Raw genomic sequence first — 19299 nt, 5'->3', positions numbered from 1 at the left:
CCCGCCACGGGGGAGGGCTGCCCTCGCCGCGGCGAGGGTCCGGAGCGGGAGCGTCGCGCCCGGAGAGCACGGGCCCCGCCCCTCTTCCCCCCGCTCCGCGGGTCCCCTCCCCCGCCGAAGGGGGAGGTCATGCGCTGCGCTCGCCGCGAGCCGCGCGCCCATTCGAAATCCAAGGGAGGTCGCCCACGATGCCCGCCACGCTGCATGCGGTGCCTGCGGCCGTCGCCGACAGCACCTTCGCACCGCCCGTCATCACGGGAACGTCGTCGAAGGAAGCCCTCGACATCCTGTTCCATGCCCTGCTCGACGTCGCGCGGCGGCACGAGCCGGAGCTGGAGGCCGTGCTGCACGGCACCGCCGACATCTCGAACTTCACCCCGCAGATGCTCGCCCGGGCGCTGCAGGTGCAGGGGATCTGGTTCCAGCTGCTCTCCATCGCCGAGCAGAACGCGGCCATGCGCCGGCGCCGGCATGTGGAGCGCGATTCCGGCCGCGAGGCCCTGCGCGGCTCCTTCGCCAAGGTGCTGGCCGAGGCCGCGCAGAGCGGCATCAAGGCCCCGCAGATCCATGCCCTGCTCAAGGACCTGCGCATCCGCCCGACGATCACCGCCCATCCCACCGAGGGCAAGCGCGTCACGGTGCTGGAGAAGCTGCGCCGGATCTACCTCGTCCTGCGCGAACTGGAGCTGCCGCGCTGGACCGAGCGCGAGCGCAACGGCCTGATGAACGACCTGCGCGACCAGATCGAGCTGGTCTGGATGACGGGCGAGCTGCATCTGGAGAAGGCCACCGTCGAGCGCGAGGTCGCCTGGGGACTGCACTTCTTCGACGAGACCCTGTTCGAGATGCTGCCCGAGGTGATGTACTCCCTCGAGGAGAGCCTCGCGCAATACTATCCCGACGAGACCTTCGAGGTGCCGCCCTTCTTCCAGTTCGGAAGCTGGATCGGCGGCGACCGCGACGGCAATCCCTACGTCACCGCGAGCGTCACCCGCGAGACCCTGAAGCGCAACGCGCTGGCTTCCCTGCGCCGCTACCGCGACGGCATCACCCATCTCGGCCGGGTGCTCTCCCTGACCGAGCGCTCGCTGCCCGTGCCGGAAAGCTTCCGCAAGGAGCTCGCCCTGCTCCTCGACGAGAGCGGGGACGGCAAGGCCATCGCCCACCGCAATCCGGGCGAGGCCTTCCGCCAGTATCTCACCTGCGTGCTGCGCAAGCTCGAAGCCACGATCCAGCGCAACAAGGGCCAGCGCTCGGCGGGGCCGGACTATCCGAGCGCCGACGGGCTCATCAACGACCTGCGGGTGCTGGAGCAGGGGCTCACCGACTCCAAGTGCCCCTCCCTCGCCGTCGACCTCGTGCGGCCGGTGCGGCGCATGGTGGAGATCTTCCGCTTCTCCACGGTCCGCCTCGACCTGCGCGAGAACTCGACCCGCACCACCAACACGCTGCAGGCTCTCTGGAAGCAGCGCAACGGCGACCGGACCCCGCCCGAGCTGAACACGCCGGCCTGGCGCGAATGGCTGCTGACGGAGCTCGCCCGCCCGCGGGACCCGGAACGCTCCTTCGAGGGCCTGCCGGACGATGCCCGCGAGACCCTCGACACCTTCGCCCTCGTCGGCGAGATGCGCGAACAGCTCGACCGGGAGGCCTTCGGCGCCTTCATCCTGTCGATGACCCGCTCGGTCGACGACGTGCTCGGCGCCTATCTGCTCGCCAAGGAGGCGGGCATCTTCCTCGACAGCACCGGCACCGAGATCTGCCCGCTGCCGATCGTGCCGCTCTTCGAGACCATCGACGACCTGCGCGCCGCGCCCGCCATCATGAAGGAGCTGCTCGCGGTTCCGGTGGTGCGCCGCTCCACCCGCTGGCAGGGCGGCGTGCAGGAGGTGATGATCGGCTATTCGGACTCCAACAAGGACGGCGGCTTCGTCGCCTCCAACTGGGAGCTCTACAAGGCCCAGGCGCGGCTGACCGCGCTCGGCAAGCATGCCGGCGTGCCGATCGCCTTCTTCCACGGCCGCGGCGGCTCGGTGAGCCGCGGCGGCGTGCCGACCCAGCGCGGCATCGCAGCCCAGCCCCCCGGCTCGATCAACGGGCGCTTCCGCATCACCGAGCAGGGCGAGGTCGTCTCGTTCAAATACGCCAACCGCGGCACCGCGGCCTACCAGATGGAGCTGCTGGCCTCCTCGGTGTTCGAGCACGCCCTCCAGTCGGAGCGGGAGGCGAGCACGCAGTCGCGCAGCGAGTACGACGATGCCATGGAAGCGCTCTCGGGCGCCTCGCGGGCGGCCTATGTCAACCTGCTGCAGGCGGACGGCCTCGTCGACTACTTCCAGTCGGCGAGCCCGCTGGACGAGATCGCGCTGCTCAATATCGGCTCGCGCCCGGCCCGCCGCTTCGGCGCCCGTTCGCTCTCGGATCTGCGCGCGATTCCCTGGGTGTTCGCCTGGTCCCAGAACCGGCACGTCATCACCGGCTGGTACGGCGTCGGCTCGGGGCTGAAGAGCTTCCTCGACGTGCGCGGGGAACAGGGCGAGGAATTGCTGCGCCGCCTGTTCCGCGACTGCAAGGTCTTCCGCCTCGTCCTGGACGAGGTCGAGAAGACCCTGCTGATGGTCGATCTCGACATCGCCCGCGACTACGCCAAGCTCGTCGCCGACCCCGAGATCCGCACCCGCATCTTCGGGATGATCGAGGCGGAATACGCCCTCACGAAGGAGATGGTGCTGCGCATCAGCGGCGACGACGAGCTCGCCGCCCGCTTCCCGCAATTCCGCGAGCGGCTGACCGGCCGCCTGCCGACCATCAACCAGGTCAGCCGCGAGCAGGTGGAGCTGCTGCGCCGCTTCCGCTCGGAGGAGGACGACGACAAGCGCGAGGCCGTGAAGTCGGCCCTGCTCCTGTCGATCAACTGCATCGCGGTCGGCTTCGGCGCGACCGGCTGAGGGAAGGGCCGGCCCCGGCCCGCCCGCGAAAGGATCGTGCCGTTCTGTCGCCCGGGGCGGTAGACGCGGCGCGCCAAACGGAGACAGTGGGCGCCATTCGGGCCGAGCGGCCCGGCAGCCGCCTTCACGGTTTAGAGGAGGAAAGAACACATGAGCTTCACCCTGATCCAGCAGGCCGAGCCGCGCCTGCACCGGTCCGAGCTGGCGGTCCCGGGCTCCAACCCGACCTTCATGGAGAAGTCGGCCTCGTCCGCGGCCGACGTGATCTTCCTCGACCTCGAGGACGCCGTCGCCCCCGACGACAAGGAGAAGGCCCGCACGAACATCATCCAGGCGCTCAACGACCTGGATTGGGGCAACAAGACCATGATGATCCGCATCAACGGTCTCGACACCCACTACATGTACCGCGACGTGGTCGACATCGTTGAGGCCTGCCCGCGCCTCGACATGATCCTCATCCCCAAGGTCGGCGTGCCGCAGGACGTCTACGCGATCGACGTGCTCGTCACCCAGATCGAGCAGGCCAAGAAGCGCGAGAAGAAGATCGGCTTCGAGGTGCTGATCGAGACCGCCCTGGGCATGGCCAATGTCGAGGCGATCGCCCAGTCCTCCAAGCGCCTCGAGGCGATGTCCTTCGGCGTGGCCGACTACGCCGCCTCCACCCGCGCCCGCTCCACCGTGATCGGCGGCGTGAATCCCGACTTCTCGGTGCTCACCGACAAGGACGAGGCCGGCAACCGCCAGACCCACTGGCAGGACCCGTGGCTGTTCGCCCAGAACCGCATGCTGGTCGCCTGCCGCGCCTACGGCCTGCGGCCGATCGACGGCCCCTTCGGCGACTTCTCGGATCCGGACGGCTACCGCTCGGCGGCCAAGCGCTGCGCCGCCCTCGGCTTCGAGGGCAAGTGGGCGATCCACCCCTCGCAGATCGAACTCGCCAACGAGGTCTTCACCCCCTCCGAAGCCGAGGTGAAGAAGGCCCGCCGCATCCTCGAGGCCATGGAAGAGGCCGCCAAGGCCGGCCGCGGCGCCGTCTCGCTGGACGGCCGCCTGATCGACATCGCCTCGATCCGCATGGCCGAGGCCCTGATCCAGAAGGCCGACGCGATGAGCGCCAAGTGATCGCAGGCCAAGTAATCGAGGACCAAGCGATCGCAGGCCAAGCGATCGAAAGGTCCGCGCTCGGCTGACTCGATCGTAGACGACAAGCGGCCGCTCCGGAGCGATCCGGGGCGGCCGTTTCGTTTCGGACCCGCGCGTTCCGTCCCTGCGGGACCGCCCTACGCCGCCCGCACCGTCGCCAGGAAGCGGTCCACCTCGGCGCTGAGATGCTCCGATTGCTGCGACAGTTCGGAGGCGGCGCTGAGCACCTGGGCGGCGGCGGCGCCGGTCTCCTCGGCGGCGCTGGCCAGCCCGCCGACATTGCCCGTCACCTCCGCCGTGCCGGCCGCGGCCTCGGCGACGTTGCGCACGATCTCCTGCGTCGCCACGCCCTGCTCCTCCACGGCGGCGGCGATCGAGCCCGCCGCGTGGCTGAGCTCGCGGATGCGTCCCGAGATCGCCGCGATCGCCGAGACCGCCTGATCGGTCGAACCCTGGATCTGCGCGATCTGGCTGGCGATCTCCTTGGTCGCCGCCGCGGTCTGGCTGGCGAGCTCCTTCACCTCCGCCGCGACCACCGAGAAGCCGCGGCCGGCCTCGCCCGCGCGGGCGGCCTCGATGGTGGCGTTCAGCGCCAGAAGGTTGGTCTGGCCGGCAATCTGCGAGATCATCTCTACCACGTCGCCGATCCGGCCGGCGGCCTGGCTGAGGTCCCGCACCAAGGTGCCGGTGCTCTCCGCCTCGCCGACCGCGGCCTGGGCGAGGCCCGTGGAGCCGTCGACCTGCCGCCCGATCTCCTGCACCGAGGCGCCGAGCTGCTCGGCCGCGGCGGCCACCGTGGTGACGTTGCTCGAAGCGGTCTGCGCGGCCGCAGCGACCACCGTCGATTGCGAGGCCGTCTCCGTCGCGGTGCCGGCCATGCTCTGGGCGGTCGCCTGCATCTGCGTAGCTGCGGCGGTCACGCTGGCCACGATGCTGCCCACCGCCCGCTCGAAGCCGTCGGCCATCTCGTGCATAGTGCGCTTGCGCTGCTCCTCGGCGCTCTGGCGGGCGAGCTCGGTCTCCCGCTCCAGGGCCCGCGAGCGGATCAGGTTGTCCTTGAACACGCCGACCGCCCCGGCCATGGCGCCGATCTCGTCGCCACGTCCGGTGGCGGGGACGACGACGTCCGCGTCGCCGGAGGCGAGGCGGTCCATGGTCGCGGTGATCTGCTTGACCGGGCGGGTGACGCTGCGGTTGACGAAGAGAGCCGCACCGGCCGCCACCAGCATGGCGAGGCCGACCATGGCCAGCGTCGCGAGATGCGCGGTGTCGTACGCGCTCGCCGCATGCTCGCCGCTCGCCTTGGCCATCTGATCGTTGAGGTCGATCAGCTTCTGAAGCTCGGCGAGCACGGCGCTGATCCCGGTCGACATGGTGGTGTTGTAGAGGTGCTGGGCGCCGGCGAGGTCCCCCGCCTCGGCCCGGGCGATCGCTTCCGCCTGGAGGGCGGTGTAGCGCCGCCACTGGCCCTCGAAGGCCTCGTAGAGGCGCGCGGCCTCCTCCGTGTGCGGCTGCGCGAGGAAGGCCTCCTGCAGCGCGGCCATCTCGCGGGCACGCTTCTCGATCACACCCGCCACCTCATGGCGCAGGGCCGGGGTATCCGCGGTGATGAGCCGGCCCCCGTTGACACGCTGGCGTAGCACCAGGACCTGGATCTTGCCGAGGGTCTGGGTCGCCGGGAGGCGCGTGTCGCGCAGGTCGCGCGCGGCCGCGTTGAGAGTGTCGAGGCCATGGAGCGACGTGCCGCCCTGGACGGCGACGAGCAGGAACAGCAGGGCGAAGCAGAGGCCGAGTTTGAATCCGACGGAGAAGGTGCGGGGCATCCAGATCTTCCGAAAGGCTTGCGCGAGGCGTTGGACGATCAGACCTCCGATATGGACGTTAACTTTCCAAAAATTCCGCGACTTGCCCTTGCCTGTTGCCTTGCACCGCCCAGGAGAACCTTCGTGTGATCAGGCACAAGCGCGTGACAGCCAAGCGTTGCTGAAACCCAGCCGAGAACCATTTCAGGGGTCCGGCCTCAACCGGGCCAGGTCCAAGGAGCCAGCATCATGCATGTGACCATCGAGCACGCCGAGACCGCCATCCGCGCGGCCCGGGAGAAGGCGGCCGAACTCGGCACGCAGATGTGCATCGCCATCGTGGATTCGGGCGGCAATCTGAAGGCGTTCTACCGGATGGACGGGGCCTGGGTCGGCTCCATCGACATCGCCCAGAAGAAGGCCAAGACCGCGGTGTTCTTCGGCATGAAGACGGGTCAGATCGGCCAGCTTTCGCAGCCGGGCGGCTCCCTCTACGGGATCGAGCACTCGAATGACGGACTCATCACCTTCCCGGGCGGCATTCCGATCGTCGACGAGGACGGCGAGATGTCCGGCGCCATCGGCGTCAGCGGCTCCACGGTGGAGAACGACCACGCCGTCGCCGAGGCTGGCGCCAGCGCCATCGGCCGCACGGAGCTGCCAGAGCATCCCTGGCGCACCTGAGCGCCCTCGTCGTTCCTTCAAGGCTGCCCCGGCTCGACCGGGGCAGCCCCCCTCCCTGAACCTAGCGCGCAGCGAGATCGCCGAAGCCGAGATCGGAGAGCGTGTAGGAGATCTGGGCGAAGCCGCCGTAGCGATCCGTCTCGAAGCGCACCGGGCTCGGTGGCGTGTTGGGGAACGGGAACTGCGAGTGGCCACGGTCGGCCTGCATCTTCCAGTAGCGGGCGCCGATACCGACCGCGACCGAGGGGGTCAGATCATAGCTGATCACGCCCTGCAGGAAGTAACCGTCCCCCGAGCCGACCATCGCCATGGGGTTGATGTCGGATCGCTGCCAATGCCGATCGTAGGCCTCTATCGCGACGACCGGGAGATAGGCGCCTTCGAGGACGAACTTGACACGGTCGAGGCGCATCTCCCCGATCAGGCCGACCCGGAACGCGTTCCAATGCGCGTCCACGCTCAGCCCGCTGACGGAATCGGGAATGCCCCTGTCCTCGGCGCAGAATTCGCCGCTGGCGACCTGGTTGCAACCGAAGCCGTTCGCTAGCTGCGCGAAGTACTGGTAGCCGAGATAGCCGCCGAGCTTGTAACTCTCTCCGCGGAGCAAGTTGAGGCCGGCATCGACCGCCGCGTAACCGATATCGCCGTTGCGGATCTTGTGCGCCGTCTTCGAATAGGGTTTTGTCGCCGGCGGGAAATCCTCGTCGAAGAGCCGACCGGAATCGATGAATCCCGCCCCGAGGAAGCCCTTCAGAAACAGCCCGGTCGGCGTGTGGTCGAGACGGGCGAAACTCTCGCTCGAATGCGCCCCGAGACGCTGGTAAGTCAGCCGGGAATTGGTCTGCGCGCCGTTGCCGGGAGCGCCGAGCGTGTCGCGAAACAGGCCTGAACTGTAGAAATAGCGCAGGCCGGCCTCGAACGTCCATGTCGCCGGGGACATCGGGACAGAGGGCGCGGGATCCGAGACCGCGCGGACGAGGTCGAGGAGCGGCAGGCCGTCGCCGAAGCGGTAGTTCAGGCCGGCACGGGCGAGATAGCCACTGGTTTCGACCCTCGCGCCGTAGCGATACGGACTTTGGCCGAAGATCTGGTCAGCGGGCAGGCTGCGTGCGCCGAGATCGTAGTAGAGGCCCTCGACCTTGGCCGACAGACGCTGGCTGAAGGCGTATTCGATGCCGCCACCGGCGACGTAGCCGGTCCGGAGCTCACCCTTGCGGCCTTCGAAATCCACCGAGAAGGACGGCGTCAGCGGGAACGCCGTGTTCGTGTCGATCCGGACATTGCCATAGGCGAGGCCGCCGGTGCCGTAGACGAAGAACCGGTCGAAGGCGTAGCCGATCTTGCCGCGCAGGGTTCCCAGGAAGTCGAGACGCTGCCCGGCATGGTGGATGACGGTCCTCGTCTCACCCGTGTCGGGTATCGTAAAATAGCCCTGCAGCGTGCCGTACCCGCGCAGCCGCGTGAACTGGTAATCCGCCGCCGCGCCGATCACGACGCCGCTCCCTGGCGTGAGCGGGAGATTGTAGCCGATCTCGCTGCCGGCGGTGAAATCCTCGACACGGAGCTTATGGGCCGGGAGGATCAAGCAGTTCAGGGCCTCGGGATCGGCAGGCTTCGAACACATCGGACGCGCCGCATTGTCCAGGGAGCCGTAGCCGGCGAAAAGACCGCTATAGACCCCGGCGAAGCTGTAGGGCGCCGCGGAGCTCGGCGGCGGCAGATCGGCCGCAAACGCACTCCCCATGAGACCGACAAGCGTGACTGCGGCAAGAGAAACGCGCACGGAAGCCCCCCAGAAAGATTTACATATGTTACTTCTGAGTGGTGCCTCCGGCCTATGTCCCGGATGCAACACGCGCCCTTTTGCAGGCGCGGACGCACCTCATGGCACCGCGCGGCTCCACGTCGAAAGCGGTGCCGGTGGAAGGGCGCTCGGCGGAGAGCGAACGATCCCGCACCGGCGCGGCAGGGCCGGGAAAACCCCCGGTTAAGCATGAGGGCCTATCACGGGCCTCACGCCATCCCGGTTCAGAAAGGAGCGCCGATGACCAGGGATCAACTCGCCGCGGAGCTGAAGCGCATGGCCTCCTCGCAGGTCAGCGATATCGAGCGCGCGGTGAAGGCTGGCCACAAGACCATCGCCCTCAACGAGCTCGCGGATCTCGACCGCCAGCTCAAGGCGCTGGCCGCCGCGCTTAAGGCGAAGCCCGCCGTCGCGCGGGCCTCCTGAAAGACGAAACCCCTCCCCGATCCGGGGAGGGGCTTGTTCTCAGCGCCGGCGCCGGGTCGAGCCCGTGGGCAGCGTCTGGGCCTGGGCCAGCGCTTCGGCCCTGTCCGCCTCGCTCGCGCTGGACCAGGCCTTGTCGTAGAGGTCGACGATCCAGCTGTCCTTGGCGCCCTGCACGCCGGCCCGCGCCACGGTGAGCCAAGTGAGGCCCTTCACTGGCTGGCGCGCCACCCCGACCCCGTTGACGAGAAGGTCGCCGAGGAGCGCCTGGGCCGGGCGGTTGCCCTTCTCCGCCGCGAGGTTGAACCAGCGCGCCGCCTGCCGGGCATCCTGCTCGACGCCGGTGCCGTCGAGATAGAGCCGGCCGAGGCTGTACTGCGCGTTGGGATCCCCGAAATACGAGGCCGCGTAGTTGAACATGTCGTAGGCCCGCTCGGGGTTCGAACGCACATAGGTGCCCTTGATCCCGTCGAGGAAGTAAGAGCCCAGCGCCGTGAAGGCGCTCGCCACCACCGCCGAGTTCGCCGCCTCCGGCGGGTCGTCGGTGTTGTCGTCGGCGATGCGCGAGAAGTACTCGAAGGCCTTCAGGTCGTCGTGGGGAACGCCGTCGCCGTCCGCATACATCCGGCCGAGCTTCCACAGGGCCAGGGTGTGGCCCTGGCCGGCGGCGTATTCGAGGGCGCGCACGGCGCCTTCCTTGTCGCCGGCATTGTATTCCCGCACGCCCGTGCGCAGGGCGTCCTTGGCCGAGCGGTAGCCCTTCTCCGGCACCGGAGTGCGCGCGGAAGCGTCGAGAGCGGGCGCCGGTTCGGGCGTCAGTAGGGTCAGGCCGGCGGGGAATACCAGCAGCGCGGCGAGCAGGGCCGCGGCGAGGCGGGGACGACCGGGATCGGCCCCGGCCGGCCGAAGCCGGCAAGAGTCAGTCCTAGATGTCCGCATAGGTCTGCGTCTCCTGGGCGCCGCCCGGATGAGTGACCGCACCGTTGACCGCGGGTCCCACGGTCTGCGCGTATTTCCAGAGATAGCCGGAAGTCGCGGTGTTGCTCCGCGGCGTCCATTCGGCGCGGCGCTTGGCGAGTTCCGCATCGGAAAGGGCCACGTCGAGGCTGCCCTTGATCGCGTCGAGGGTGATCACGTCGCCGTCGCGGAGCAGGCCGATCGGACCGCCGACCGCCGCCTCCGGCCCGACATGGCCGACGCAGAAGCCGCGGGTCGCGCCGGAGAAGCGCCCATCGGTGATGAGCGCCACCTTGTCGCCCATGCCCTGCCCGTACAGGGCGGCGGTGGTCGAAAGCATCTCGCGCATGCCGGGGCCACCCTTCGGACCCTCGTAGCGGATGACCAGAACCTCGCCTTCCTTGTAGGTGCGCTTCTGCACCGCCTCGAAGCAGGCCTCCTCCCCGTCGAAGACGCGGGCCGGACCGGTGAAGACCTGTTTCTCGGCCGGCATCCCGGCGACCTTCACGATGGCGCCTTCCGGGGCGAGATTGCCCTTGAGGCCGACGACGCCCCCGGTCTGGGTGATCGGCGCGTTGGCGGGGCGCACCACGTCCTGGTCCGGGTTCCAGGCCACCTTCTCGAGGTTCTCGGCGATGGTGCGGCCGGTCACGGTGAGGCAGTCGCCGTGCAGGAAGCCGTTGTCGAGCAGCGTCTTCATCAGCAGCGGGATGCCGCCGACCTCGAACATGTCCTTGGCGACGTAGCGCCCGCCCGGCTTCAGGTCGGCGATGTAAGGCGTGCGCCGAAAAATCTCGGCGACGTCGAACAGCGTGAACTCGATGCCGCATTCATGGGCGATGGCCGGCAGGTGCAGGGCGGCGTTGGTCGAGCCGCCCGAGGCCGCCACCGTCGCCGCCGCGTTCTCCAGGGCCTTGCGGGTGACGATGTCGCGGGGGCGGATGTTCTTGGCGATCAGCTCCATCACCTTCTCGCCGGCCGCGGCGCAGAACTTGTCGCGGATCTCGTAGGGCGCCGGGGCGCCGGCCGAATAGGGCAGAGCCAGGCCGATCGCCTCGGAGACGGTCGCCATGGTGTTGGCGGTGAACTGCGCGCCGCAGGCGCCGGCCGAGGGGCAGGCGACCTGCTCCAGCTCGTCGAGATCCTCGAGGCTCATGTCGCCGACCGCGACCTTGCCGACGGCCTCGAACAGGTCCTGTACGGTCACGGGCTTGCCGCGGAAGGAGCCGGGCAGGATCGAGCCGCCATAGATGAAGATCGAGGGCACGTTGAGCCGCACCATCGCCATCATCATGCCGGGCAGCGACTTATCGCAGCCGGCGAGCCCCACCAGGGCATCGTAGGCATGGCCGCGCATGGTCAGCTCGACGGAATCGGCGATGACCTCGCGGGAGGGCAGCGACGCGCGCATGCCGGCATGGCCCATGGCGATGCCGTCGGTGACGGTGATGGTGCAGAATTCCCGGGGCGTGCCGTGGGCGGCGGCGACGCCCTTCTTCACCGCCTGCGCCTGACGCATCAGCGAGATGTTGCAGGGGGCGGCCTCGTTCCAGCAGGAGGCCACGCCGACCAGCGGCTGGTGGATCTGCTCGCGGGTCAGCCCCATGGCATAGAGGTAGGAGCGGTGCGGCGCCCGGTCGGGCCCCTCCGTGACGTGACGGCTCGGCAGTTTCGACTTGTCGTTCAAACGCGCGTCCATCTGACTCTCACCCGACCCGTCCGCTTGAGGCGCACGAGGGTCCTCGCTGTTCCGACCCGGCAGGCTGGAACGCTTCGGATCCAAGTCGTAAAGCGTTGGGAAGACTGCTCTTTGCCGCGTGTATCGAGGTGGTCCCGGTTTATGGCGGGATCGCGGCGTGGACGGGCACAGCTCAAGGCAAAGTCGGGAAGGTTTCGCGGTGTTGCGACCCCGCCACAGCTTAGCTTACGGCCCGCGACGACTCTGCCGCAGGGGCATGGGAAAAGGTCTCGCGCCGATCTCGCATGGTGCGGTGCGGTCGTTGATCTGACAAGGATTCATCCGGCCTCCGAGGAGGTCGGCGCCTGCGCCCGTCAGGGCGTGATCTGCCGGATGTGCTCGCCGAGGGAGGCGAGCGCCCGTTCCGCCGACTCGATCTCCCGGCGGACGGTGATCGCCTCGCGATGGTCGATATGGCCGTCCTGCAGGGCGTCGTCGATGGCCTCGATCACGTCGGCCGCCTCGATGATCATCCGGTGGGAGGCCCGGTAGATCGCCTCCCGGCTCGCCTGGGTGACCGGATCCGGCTCGACCCGCTCGGCGGCGACGAAGCGGGTGCCGCGCAGGAGACAGCTGACGAGCCGCGGATCGGGCACCACGCTGATCAGGCGGCAGATCTCGTCGGCGCTGAACACCACGCGGTTGCTCACCCGGGCATGAAGCACGTGGTAGTCCCAGCCCAGGCGGCGGGCGGTGTCGTGAAGCGAGTAGATCCCCTCCGTGACCAGGATGCGGTGCGCGAGCTGCGCGAATTCTTCGCCGCGGCTGCTCATCGGGCGAATGATCCACCGGCACCCCGGCGAATGATCCCCGGGGGAAGATTTGTGCAAGATCGCGGCATAATTGAAAAATGCCAGGAATAGGACACGGTCTCGATTGTCATTCGCGCCATGGCCTTATCGTTTATGACGAGAATTGATTGCTTCAATTGAGACGAAGCGCGGAGATTTTCCGCGCTCGATCATGTCCATGAACGTGTGAGCATCCCCGCACCCTTCGTCCTTCCGCCCGCTGGCGGAAACGCAAACCCGCCCCGGGATCGACAGTACGGGTTCGCAAACAGATCCGCGATTGCTTTCGGCGTTCTACGCACGCATTTGCACAGGCCGCGACGGGCGGCCCGCGACGCATCGGAACGCGGCGGCTCGGCCCGAAACCCGGGCATGCGGCTGCGGAGCCTCCCGCCGCGCGGCGAAGGCCGTGTCCGTCGATCGCCGCCGGAAGAGCCGGCGCGCTCCCGCGGGATCTCAGTAGGAAGAGGAGAAGCTTCGGTGCCGCGTACCGACGGACTTGTAGTCGTCCGCAGCGACCTCGACCTGCGCGGAGGAGGCCGCGGTCTTCGACGCGAGCTTGCCGATCCGTTCGATCCGCACACCGGCCAGGTTGGACCGCCTCCAGGCGAGGCGGACGAGGCAGACGAAATCCCGGCCGACCACCTTCAGCATGAAGGTCTCGGGCAGGCTCACGGAAGCGGGCACGCCGAGGCAGGCCCCGGAGGGGGAGACATCCTTGACGGTGCAGGGGATCTCGCTGCCGTCGAGGAGACGGATCATGCCGATCCAGTTCGTCGGAGAACGCGATTCGCGGCGCTGAACATGCCCATTGGCGGCGGCCCCGGCTTGCGGGGCGCCGTCGAGCAGCAGCTGGCTGTTATCGTCCTTCACACCCAAGGCGCTCGGTTCCATCGCGACGTCGCGCACTCTGCCCTGGAAGCCTTTCGATTCGGTTGAATTGCGAAAACATTTTTTCGAAACACAACACAATCCTCCACGGAGGGCGGAAGAGAATTTTCATTCCAGATCCGGCCAAAAAACCTCGTCAGGCAACACAATTTGAACGTGCAATTTCAATCTTACATTTGAAATGATGGGGACATCTTCCGGCAGGAAGCATGCATTGAGCATTTTTCTGCCAATCACCAAAGAAATTTTCAGATTTTTCCGATAAAATTTTTCATCATTCTGGCCGCAAAACTTGGCACTATTGTGCAATTCACCGATCGGAAGGCAAGCACCCGCCGCATCATATCACATCCGTCAATCGCCATGAGCCGGAACACGGACGCACGACCTTCGGTGCATCTCCGGCCCATCGTCGGTCCCATGACCGCGCCTCGTCTCGATCCGGAACAGCCGCGCGGCAGGGGACGCGCTTCCGCGGAACGCGTATGAGCCCTGCGAGGCAAGCGGGCCCGTTCCCGCGACCGTGAGGAGCCCCCGTGCCACGCTTCGCCGCCAACCTGACGCTGATGTTTCAGGAGGTGCCGTTCCTCGACCGTTTCGCCGCAGCCGCGCGCGCCGGCTTCGAGGCGGTGGAGTTCCTGTTTCCCTACGCGCACCCGCCGGAGGCCATCGCCGCGCGGCTCGCCGAGAACAGTCTGACGCTCGCCCTGTTCAACCTGCCGCCGGGGGATTGGGAAGCCGGGGAGCGCGGCCTCGCCGCTCTGCCCGGCCGCCGCGCCGCCTTCCGCGAGAGCCTGCGCACCGGGCTCGCCTATGCCCGCGCCACCGGGGCCCGGCGTCTCCACCTGATGGCGGGTCTGGCCGATCCGGCGGATCCGGAGGCCCTGGGGGCCTACCGGGACGCCTTGCGCGAAGCCGCCCGCTTCCTCGCGCCCGAGGGCCTCGACCTGATGATCGAGCCGATCAACCGGCGCAGCATGCCGGGCTATTTCCTGAGCGACGTGGATGCCGCGGCCGCCCTGATCGAGGAGCTCGCCCTCCCGAACCTGCGGCTGCAGTTCGACCTGTTCCACTGCCAGATCCTGCACGGGGACGTGACGGAGCGTCTGCGCCGGTACATGCCGCTGATCGGTCACATCCAGGTCGCCTCGGCTCCGGAGCGGCACGAGCCCGGCTCCGGCGAACTCGCCGAAGGCTTCCTGTTCGCGGAAATCGACCGCCTCGGCTATTCCGGCTTCATCGGCTGCGAATACGTTCCCGCCGGGCGAACCGAGGAAGGCCTCGGCTGGTTCGCACCCTATCGCCGGCGCACCCCCTGATTCGAGGCCGCTCCTCCCGCGGGAAGCGCCGTTTGCGGGCGGCCGAAGTTTTTCACGGCTCCATCCACTGCATCGCACACACCCTTGAGGCAGCCCCTTCGAGCTAGCTCCGGTGGGCTGCGTAGTTTCCCGCAGCAAGGACCATGCTTGAACAATCTGCGGATTTTCCGTCGCAGGCGGATCCGGCGCCTTTGCCGGGAGGCGGATGACCGGCCAAGCCTCCCCCATTCTCGCCGCATTGCAGCGACGTTTGACGCGCACCCCCCTCTTGCGAGGTATGAACGTCCGATTAACATCGCCTCATTCGTGACGCGTCAACGACAACTCTGGGGCAGGGAGCGGATCCATGTCAGAGCTCATTCGCGTGAAACCGACGCAGGACGGTACCTACACGGTCTATCGCGGCCCCCTCGCGCTGGTCAGCGGCCTCACCCGGCTGCAGGCGGAGCGCTACGAGGCCAGCATCGCCCGCGGCAAGCGCCTCGCCGAGACGGCGCTGCCGGCCCGCGCCTGAACGGGCACGGCCTCGCCTGATTTCGAGAACGGCGCGGATCCGGCGGGATTCGCGCCGTTCTCGCATCGGAGCCTTCCTTACCGCCCCATGGCGAAGAAGCGCGAGATCAGCCAGAGCGGCACCACCACCGCCGCGCCGGCCAGGATCCAGCGGCCGAAATCGTGGAAGGTGTCGAGCCCGAGCTCGATCAGGGCGCGGGTGGCGTCGTAGGCGTGCCAGAACAGCAGGCCCGGGGTGAGGCCGAGCATCGCCATCACCGCGCCGACCAGCACCGACAGGAAGACGAGCTTCACCAGCACCGAAGCGGGCGAGCCGCCGAGGAACCGGCGCAGCGCCGAGGACGGGGCGCGGTGAGAGCGCGGGTCCCCGACATAGGGGCCGCCAGGAAGGGGCGCGCCGCGCTGCCGCGAATCGTGGTCGCCGATCATGCCGTCACCGCCTCGCTCCTGACGCCGTCCAAGGTCGTGCCGACGACCCTGAGCGAGAGGTGAGGCGTCCTTGAGGCGCGCGCAAGCGGCGTGTCCGGCCCGGTCGATCCGTTGCCGATGGGACACAGATCGGGGAAACCCCACCCTCTTTCATGCGTTGGGCGGTGTCCCGCGGGCCCGAGCGATGGCATCGCCCGGGAACGGGCTCACATTGCCCATCATATCTCCTCGCCCCGCGCGGATCTTCTGGGAAATCGGGAAAGGCCATGATCGACCACGCCCTCTTCGACCCGGCGACGATCGATCCCGAGACCAAGGCGCTCAATGCCGAGATCGTGGCCGCCCATGCCGCGCAGGGCGATCCCTGGTCGCTGCCGATCGCGGAGGTGCGCGAGCGCCGCCGCCGCGGCACCAAGGCCTCGCCCGCCATGCCCCGCAGCGCCCGGGCCGAGATCCTGACCATCGACGGCCCCGCCGGGCCGCTGCCGCTGCGGGTCATCCGGCCCAAGGGCAAGGTCCGCGGCGCCTATCTGCACATCCATCGCGGCGGCTGGGTCTGGGGCTCGGCCGACGAGCAGGATCCCTGGCTGGAGCGCATCGCCGATTCCTGCGGCTTCGTCTGCCTCTCGGTGGAATACCGTCTCGCCCCCGAGCATCCCTATCCGGCCGCTTTGGAGGATTGCGAGGCCGCCGCCCTCTGGCTCGCTGGGCCGGGCAAGGCCGAGCTCGGCGTGCGGGCGCTCACCATCGGCGGCGAATCCGTGGGGGCGCATCTCGCGGTGATGACGCTCCTGCGCCTGCGCGACCATCACGGGCTGCCCCATGCCTTCCGGGGCGCCAACCTGAATGCCGGCTTCTACGACCTCGGTCTGACGCCGAGCGTGCGCAACTGGGGCGAGGAGCGCCTCGTCATCAACACCCGCGACCTGCAGACCTTCGCCGAGGGCTTCTGCGCCGGGGACGTCGACCGGCGCCTGCCGGACGTGTCGCCGATCTATGCCGACCTGAAGGGCCTGCCCCCGGCCCTGTTCACCGTCGGCACCGCCGATCCGCTCCTCGACGACACGCTCTACATGTCCGCCCGCTGGGCGGCGGCGGGCAATGGCGGCCACACCGCGATCTATCCCGGCGGCTGCCACGTCTTCATCCGCTATCCGAGCAAGCTCTCCGAACAGGCCCTGGAGCTGATCGACCGCTTCCTGCTCGCCCTCTCCTGAGCACGGGCAGCGGCCTGCGACACGAGCGCCCGGCCGCTTTCCCTCCCCGCGGCCGATGGCGATAAAGGCGTCTTCGGAGCCGGACTTCCCGCCGGCTTCCGCCCCGCCCTCCGCCCGGATCCGCTTGGCCCCCTCCCCGCTTCCGCCCGTGTTCGAGCGCTGGTTCGCCGGCCGCGGCTGGCGCCCGTGGCCGCACCAGCTCGACCTGCTCGCCACGGTCGAAGGGGGCCGCTCCGCCCTGCTGGTCGCCCCGACCGGCGCCGGCAAGACGCTGGCCGGCTTCCTGCCGAGCCTCGTCGACCTCGCCGGCCGGCCCGCGACCGGGCCGGAGCGCGACCGGGCGCGGCTCCATACCCTCTACGTCTCGCCCCTGAAGGCGCTGGCGGTCGACATCGCCCGCAACCTCGAAATGCCCATCGCCGAGATGGGCCTGCCGATCCGGGTCGAGACGCGTACCGGCGACACCCCGGCCCACAAGCGCACCCGCCAGGTCAGCCGGCCGCCGGACATCCTGCTGACCACGCCGGAACAGCTCGCCCTGCTCGTCGCCCATCGCGAGGCTTCGGAGCTGTTCGCAGACCTGAAGCATATCGTGCTCGACGAGTTGCACGCCCTCGTCACCTCGAAGCGCGGCGACCTGCTCTCCCTCGACCTCGCCCGCCTGCGGCGCCTCGCCCCCGAAGCGTGCGCGATCGGCCTCTCGGCCACCGTGCGCGAGCCGGACGAGTTGCGGAAATACCTCGTCGGGCAAGTGCTCGGCGAGGAGCGCAAGGCCGAGCTCGTGGTCGTCCAGGGCGGCGCCGCGCCGGACCTGCGCCTGCTCGAGACCGGCCTGACCCTGCCCCTGTCCGGGCACACCGCCTGGCAATCCATGCCGGCGATCTACGACCTGATCCGCCAGCACCGCACCGTGCTCGTCTTCGTCAACACGCGGCTCCAGGCGGAGTACACCTTCCAGGAGCTGTGGCGGCTCAACGACGACACCCTGCCCATCGCCCTGCATCACGGCTCCCTCGACGTGGGCCAGCGCAGGCGGGTCGAGACGGCCATGGCCGCGGGCCAGCTGCGCGCCATCGTCTGCACCGCGACCCTCGATCTCGGCATCGACTGGGGCGACGTCGATCTCGTGATCAACGTGGGCGCGCCCAAGGGCGCGAGCCGGATCATGCAGCGGATCGGCCGGGCCAATCACCGCATGGACGAGCCCTCCAAGGCCTATCTCGTGCCCGGCAACCGCTTCGAGATGCTGGAATGCCAGGCCGCCCTCGACCTGGTCGAGGCCGCGGCACAGGACACGCCCGATGCCCGCATCGGCGCCTTGGATGTTCTCGCCCAGCATGTCCTCGGCATGGCCTGCGCCGACGCCTTCGACCCGGTCGCGCTCTACGACGAGATCGTCTCCGCCGCGCCCTATGCGGGGCTGCCCTGGGAGCATTTCGAGGCGGTGGTCGATTACGTCGCCACCGGCGGCTACGCGCTCCGGGCCTATGAGCGCTTCGCCAAGATCCTGAAGGGCGCCGATGGCCGCTACCGGGTGCGCGACGCCCGCACCGCCCAGCAATACCGGATGAATATCGGCACGATCATCGAGGCGACCTCGGTGAAGGTGCGCCTCACCCGGGCACTCCGCGGCAAGCCGGGCACGTTGATCCCCCGGGGCGGCCGCATCCTCGGCGAGATCGAGGAGGGTTTCGCCGAGACCCTGACGGCGGGCGACACCTTCCTGTTCGCCGGCGAGGTGCTGCGCTTCGAGGGATTGTCCGAGGACGAATGCCTCGTCACGCGGGCCGGCCCCGGCACCGACCCGGCAATCCCGTCCTATGCCGGCGCCAAGTTCCCGCTCTCGACCTTCCTCGCCGCGCGGGTGCGGGCGCTGATCGCCGACCCGTTCGAGTGGGACAAGCTGCCCAGGCAGATCACCGATTACCTCGTACAGCAGCGCAAGCGCTCGGTGCTGCCCGGCGCCCAGGACCTGCTGGTCGAGAGCTTTCCCCGGGGCAAGCTGCGCTACCTCACCGCCTTCCCCTTCGAGGGCCGCCTCGCCCACCAGACGCTCGGCATGCTCCTGACGCGCCGCCTGGAGCGCGCCCGCCTGCAGCCCCTGGGCTTCGCCGCCAACGATTACGGGATCGCGATCTGGCTCAACCGGGACGTGGCCGAGCGCATCGCCATCGATCCCGGCTTCCTCGACGCGCTCTTCGCCGAGGACATGCTCGGCGACGATCTGGAAGCCTGGCTCGACGAATCCGCGATGATGAAGCGGACCTTCCGCCAATGCGCCGTCATCGCCGGGCTGATCGAGCGGCGCTTCCCCGGCCAGAAGAAGACCGGCCGCCAGGTCACGATCTCCACCGACCTGATCTACGACGTGCTGCGCAAGCACCAGCCCGACCACCTGCTCCTGCGGGCCGCGCGGCAGGATGCGGCAACCGGACTCCTCGACGTGAGGCGCCTCGGCATGATGCTGAGGCGCATCCAGGGGCGAATCACCTACCGGGCGCTGGATCGCGTCTCGCCGCTCTCCGTCTCCGTCATGCTCGAGATCGGGCGGGAGAAGGTCTATGGCGAGGGCGCCGACGCGATCCTGGCCGAGGCCGAAGCCGAGCTTCTCGAAGAGGCTCTGGCGTGAGCGGGGAT

15 protein-coding genes are annotated in these 19299 nt (G+C 68.7%); 8 read left to right on the top strand and 7 right to left on the bottom strand.

Annotated features, from left to right (window positions below; all coding sequences use genetic code 11):
* The first annotated feature begins 188 nt into the window (after positions 1-188).
* Together MFF21_RS02885 and MFF21_RS02880 are read left to right on the top strand one after the other, a co-directional pair.
* On the top strand, positions 189-2948 hold the full coding sequence (locus tag MFF21_RS02885) for a phosphoenolpyruvate carboxylase (protein WP_238309705.1): 2760 nt from the start codon (positions 189-191) through the stop codon (positions 2946-2948).
* A 150-nt stretch (positions 2949-3098) separates the two neighbouring features.
* Positions 3099-4073, top strand: a complete 975-nt coding sequence (locus MFF21_RS02880) for an HpcH/HpaI aldolase/citrate lyase family protein (RefSeq protein ID WP_238309704.1) — start codon at positions 3099-3101, stop codon at positions 4071-4073.
* 158 nt (positions 4074-4231) lie between these two features.
* On the opposite strand, the gene MFF21_RS02875 is transcribed toward MFF21_RS02880, so the two are convergent.
* Positions 4232-5917 (bottom strand): methyl-accepting chemotaxis protein, encoded by a 1686-nt coding sequence (locus MFF21_RS02875; protein ID WP_238309703.1) that lies wholly within the window; start codon positions 5915-5917, stop codon positions 4232-4234.
* A 228-nt stretch (positions 5918-6145) separates the two neighbouring features.
* Here MFF21_RS02875 and MFF21_RS02870 point away from each other — a divergent pair, with 228 nt between their 5' ends.
* Complete coding sequence (locus tag MFF21_RS02870; protein ID WP_238309702.1) at positions 6146-6580, top strand: GlcG/HbpS family heme-binding protein; 435 nt, start codon at positions 6146-6148, stop codon at positions 6578-6580.
* Positions 6581-6641: 61 nt separating this feature from the next.
* On the opposite strand, the gene MFF21_RS02865 is transcribed toward MFF21_RS02870, so the two are convergent.
* On the bottom strand, positions 6642-8324 hold the full coding sequence (locus MFF21_RS02865; RefSeq protein WP_238309701.1) for an omptin family outer membrane protease: 1683 nt from the start codon (positions 8322-8324) through the stop codon (positions 6642-6644).
* Positions 8325-8624: 300 nt separating this feature from the next.
* Here MFF21_RS02865 and MFF21_RS02860 point away from each other — a divergent pair, with 300 nt between their 5' ends.
* Positions 8625-8810, top strand: a complete 186-nt coding sequence (locus MFF21_RS02860; RefSeq protein WP_238309700.1) for a hypothetical protein — start codon at positions 8625-8627, stop codon at positions 8808-8810.
* Between the two features lie 39 nt (positions 8811-8849).
* On the opposite strand, the gene MFF21_RS02855 is transcribed toward MFF21_RS02860, so the two are convergent.
* From MFF21_RS02855 to MFF21_RS02840, 4 genes are all read right to left on the bottom strand, one after another.
* The gene (locus MFF21_RS02855) at positions 8850-9746 is read right to left on the bottom strand and encodes a tetratricopeptide repeat protein (protein WP_238309699.1); all 897 of its coding nucleotides are present in this window, start codon (positions 9744-9746) and stop codon (positions 8850-8852) included.
* Positions 9733-11463: a dihydroxy-acid dehydratase gene (ilvD, locus tag MFF21_RS02850; RefSeq protein ID WP_238309698.1), complete on the bottom strand. Its 1731-nt coding sequence runs from the start codon at positions 11461-11463 to the stop codon at positions 9733-9735. The genes MFF21_RS02855 and ilvD overlap by 14 nt, the downstream gene beginning before the upstream one ends.
* Before the next feature lie 353 nt (positions 11464-11816).
* Positions 11817-12275, bottom strand: a complete 459-nt coding sequence (locus MFF21_RS02845; protein WP_238309697.1) for a phage regulatory CII family protein — start codon at positions 12273-12275, stop codon at positions 11817-11819.
* A 474-nt stretch (positions 12276-12749) separates the two neighbouring features.
* Positions 12750-13166, bottom strand: coding sequence for a PilZ domain-containing protein (locus tag MFF21_RS02840; RefSeq protein ID WP_238309696.1), 417 nt, complete (start codon positions 13164-13166; stop codon positions 12750-12752).
* Between the two features lie 554 nt (positions 13167-13720).
* On the opposite strand from MFF21_RS02840, the gene otnI reads away from it, so the two are divergent.
* Positions 13721-14503: a 2-oxo-tetronate isomerase gene (gene otnI / locus MFF21_RS02835; protein ID WP_238309695.1), complete on the top strand. Its 783-nt coding sequence runs from the start codon at positions 13721-13723 to the stop codon at positions 14501-14503.
* A gap of 346 nt (positions 14504-14849) precedes the next feature.
* Positions 14850-15017 (top strand): hypothetical protein, encoded by a 168-nt coding sequence (locus tag MFF21_RS02830; RefSeq protein WP_238309694.1) that lies wholly within the window; start codon positions 14850-14852, stop codon positions 15015-15017.
* A gap of 77 nt (positions 15018-15094) precedes the next feature.
* Here MFF21_RS02830 and MFF21_RS02825 read toward each other — a convergent pair whose 3' ends face one another.
* The gene (locus tag MFF21_RS02825) at positions 15095-15445 is read right to left on the bottom strand and encodes a DUF6460 domain-containing protein (protein WP_238309693.1); all 351 of its coding nucleotides are present in this window, start codon (positions 15443-15445) and stop codon (positions 15095-15097) included.
* A gap of 266 nt (positions 15446-15711) precedes the next feature.
* Between MFF21_RS02825 and MFF21_RS02820 the strand changes: the two genes are divergently transcribed.
* Both MFF21_RS02820 and MFF21_RS02815 read left to right on the top strand, forming a co-directional pair.
* Positions 15712-16662, top strand: coding sequence for an alpha/beta hydrolase (locus MFF21_RS02820; RefSeq protein WP_238309692.1), 951 nt, complete (start codon positions 15712-15714; stop codon positions 16660-16662).
* 124 nt (positions 16663-16786) lie between these two features.
* Positions 16787-19291 (top strand): ligase-associated DNA damage response DEXH box helicase, encoded by a 2505-nt coding sequence (locus MFF21_RS02815; protein ID WP_238309691.1) that lies wholly within the window; start codon positions 16787-16789, stop codon positions 19289-19291.
* Positions 19292-19299 lie beyond the last annotated feature (8 nt).

Source organism: Methylobacterium organophilum, from assembly GCF_022179465.1.
Taxonomy (GTDB): Bacteria; Pseudomonadota; Alphaproteobacteria; order Rhizobiales; family Beijerinckiaceae; genus Methylobacterium; species Methylobacterium organophilum.
This window is presented reverse-complemented; position numbering and strand designations above follow the sequence as displayed.

Bases quoted from the DNA above. Each gene is read 5' to 3' on its own strand.
- MFF21_RS02880 (WP_238309704.1), top strand. From the start codon at position 3,099: ATGAGCTTCACCCTGATCCAGCAGGCCGAGCCGCGCCTGCACCGGTCC.
- ilvD (WP_238309698.1), bottom strand. From the start codon at position 11,463: ATGGACGCGCGTTTGAACGACAAGTCGAAACTGCCGAGCCGTCACGTC.
- MFF21_RS02845 (WP_238309697.1), bottom strand. From the start codon at position 12,275: ATGAGCAGCCGCGGCGAAGAATTCGCGCAGCTCGCGCACCGCATCCTG.
- MFF21_RS02855 (WP_238309699.1), bottom strand. From the start codon at position 9,746: ATGCGGACATCTAGGACTGACTCTTGCCGGCTTCGGCCGGCCGGGGCC.
- MFF21_RS02875 (WP_238309703.1), bottom strand. From the start codon at position 5,917: ATGCCCCGCACCTTCTCCGTCGGATTCAAACTCGGCCTCTGCTTCGCC.
- MFF21_RS02820 (WP_238309692.1), top strand. From the start codon at position 15,712: ATGATCGACCACGCCCTCTTCGACCCGGCGACGATCGATCCCGAGACC.
- MFF21_RS02865 (WP_238309701.1), bottom strand. From the start codon at position 8,324: ATGGGGAGTGCGTTTGCGGCCGATCTGCCGCCGCCGAGCTCCGCGGCG.
- MFF21_RS02830 (WP_238309694.1), top strand. From the start codon at position 14,850: ATGTCAGAGCTCATTCGCGTGAAACCGACGCAGGACGGTACCTACACG.
- MFF21_RS02885 (WP_238309705.1), top strand. From the start codon at position 189: ATGCCCGCCACGCTGCATGCGGTGCCTGCGGCCGTCGCCGACAGCACC.
- MFF21_RS02870 (WP_238309702.1), top strand. From the start codon at position 6,146: ATGCATGTGACCATCGAGCACGCCGAGACCGCCATCCGCGCGGCCCGG.
- MFF21_RS02825 (WP_238309693.1), bottom strand. From the start codon at position 15,445: ATGATCGGCGACCACGATTCGCGGCAGCGCGGCGCGCCCCTTCCTGGC.
- MFF21_RS02860 (WP_238309700.1), top strand. From the start codon at position 8,625: ATGACCAGGGATCAACTCGCCGCGGAGCTGAAGCGCATGGCCTCCTCG.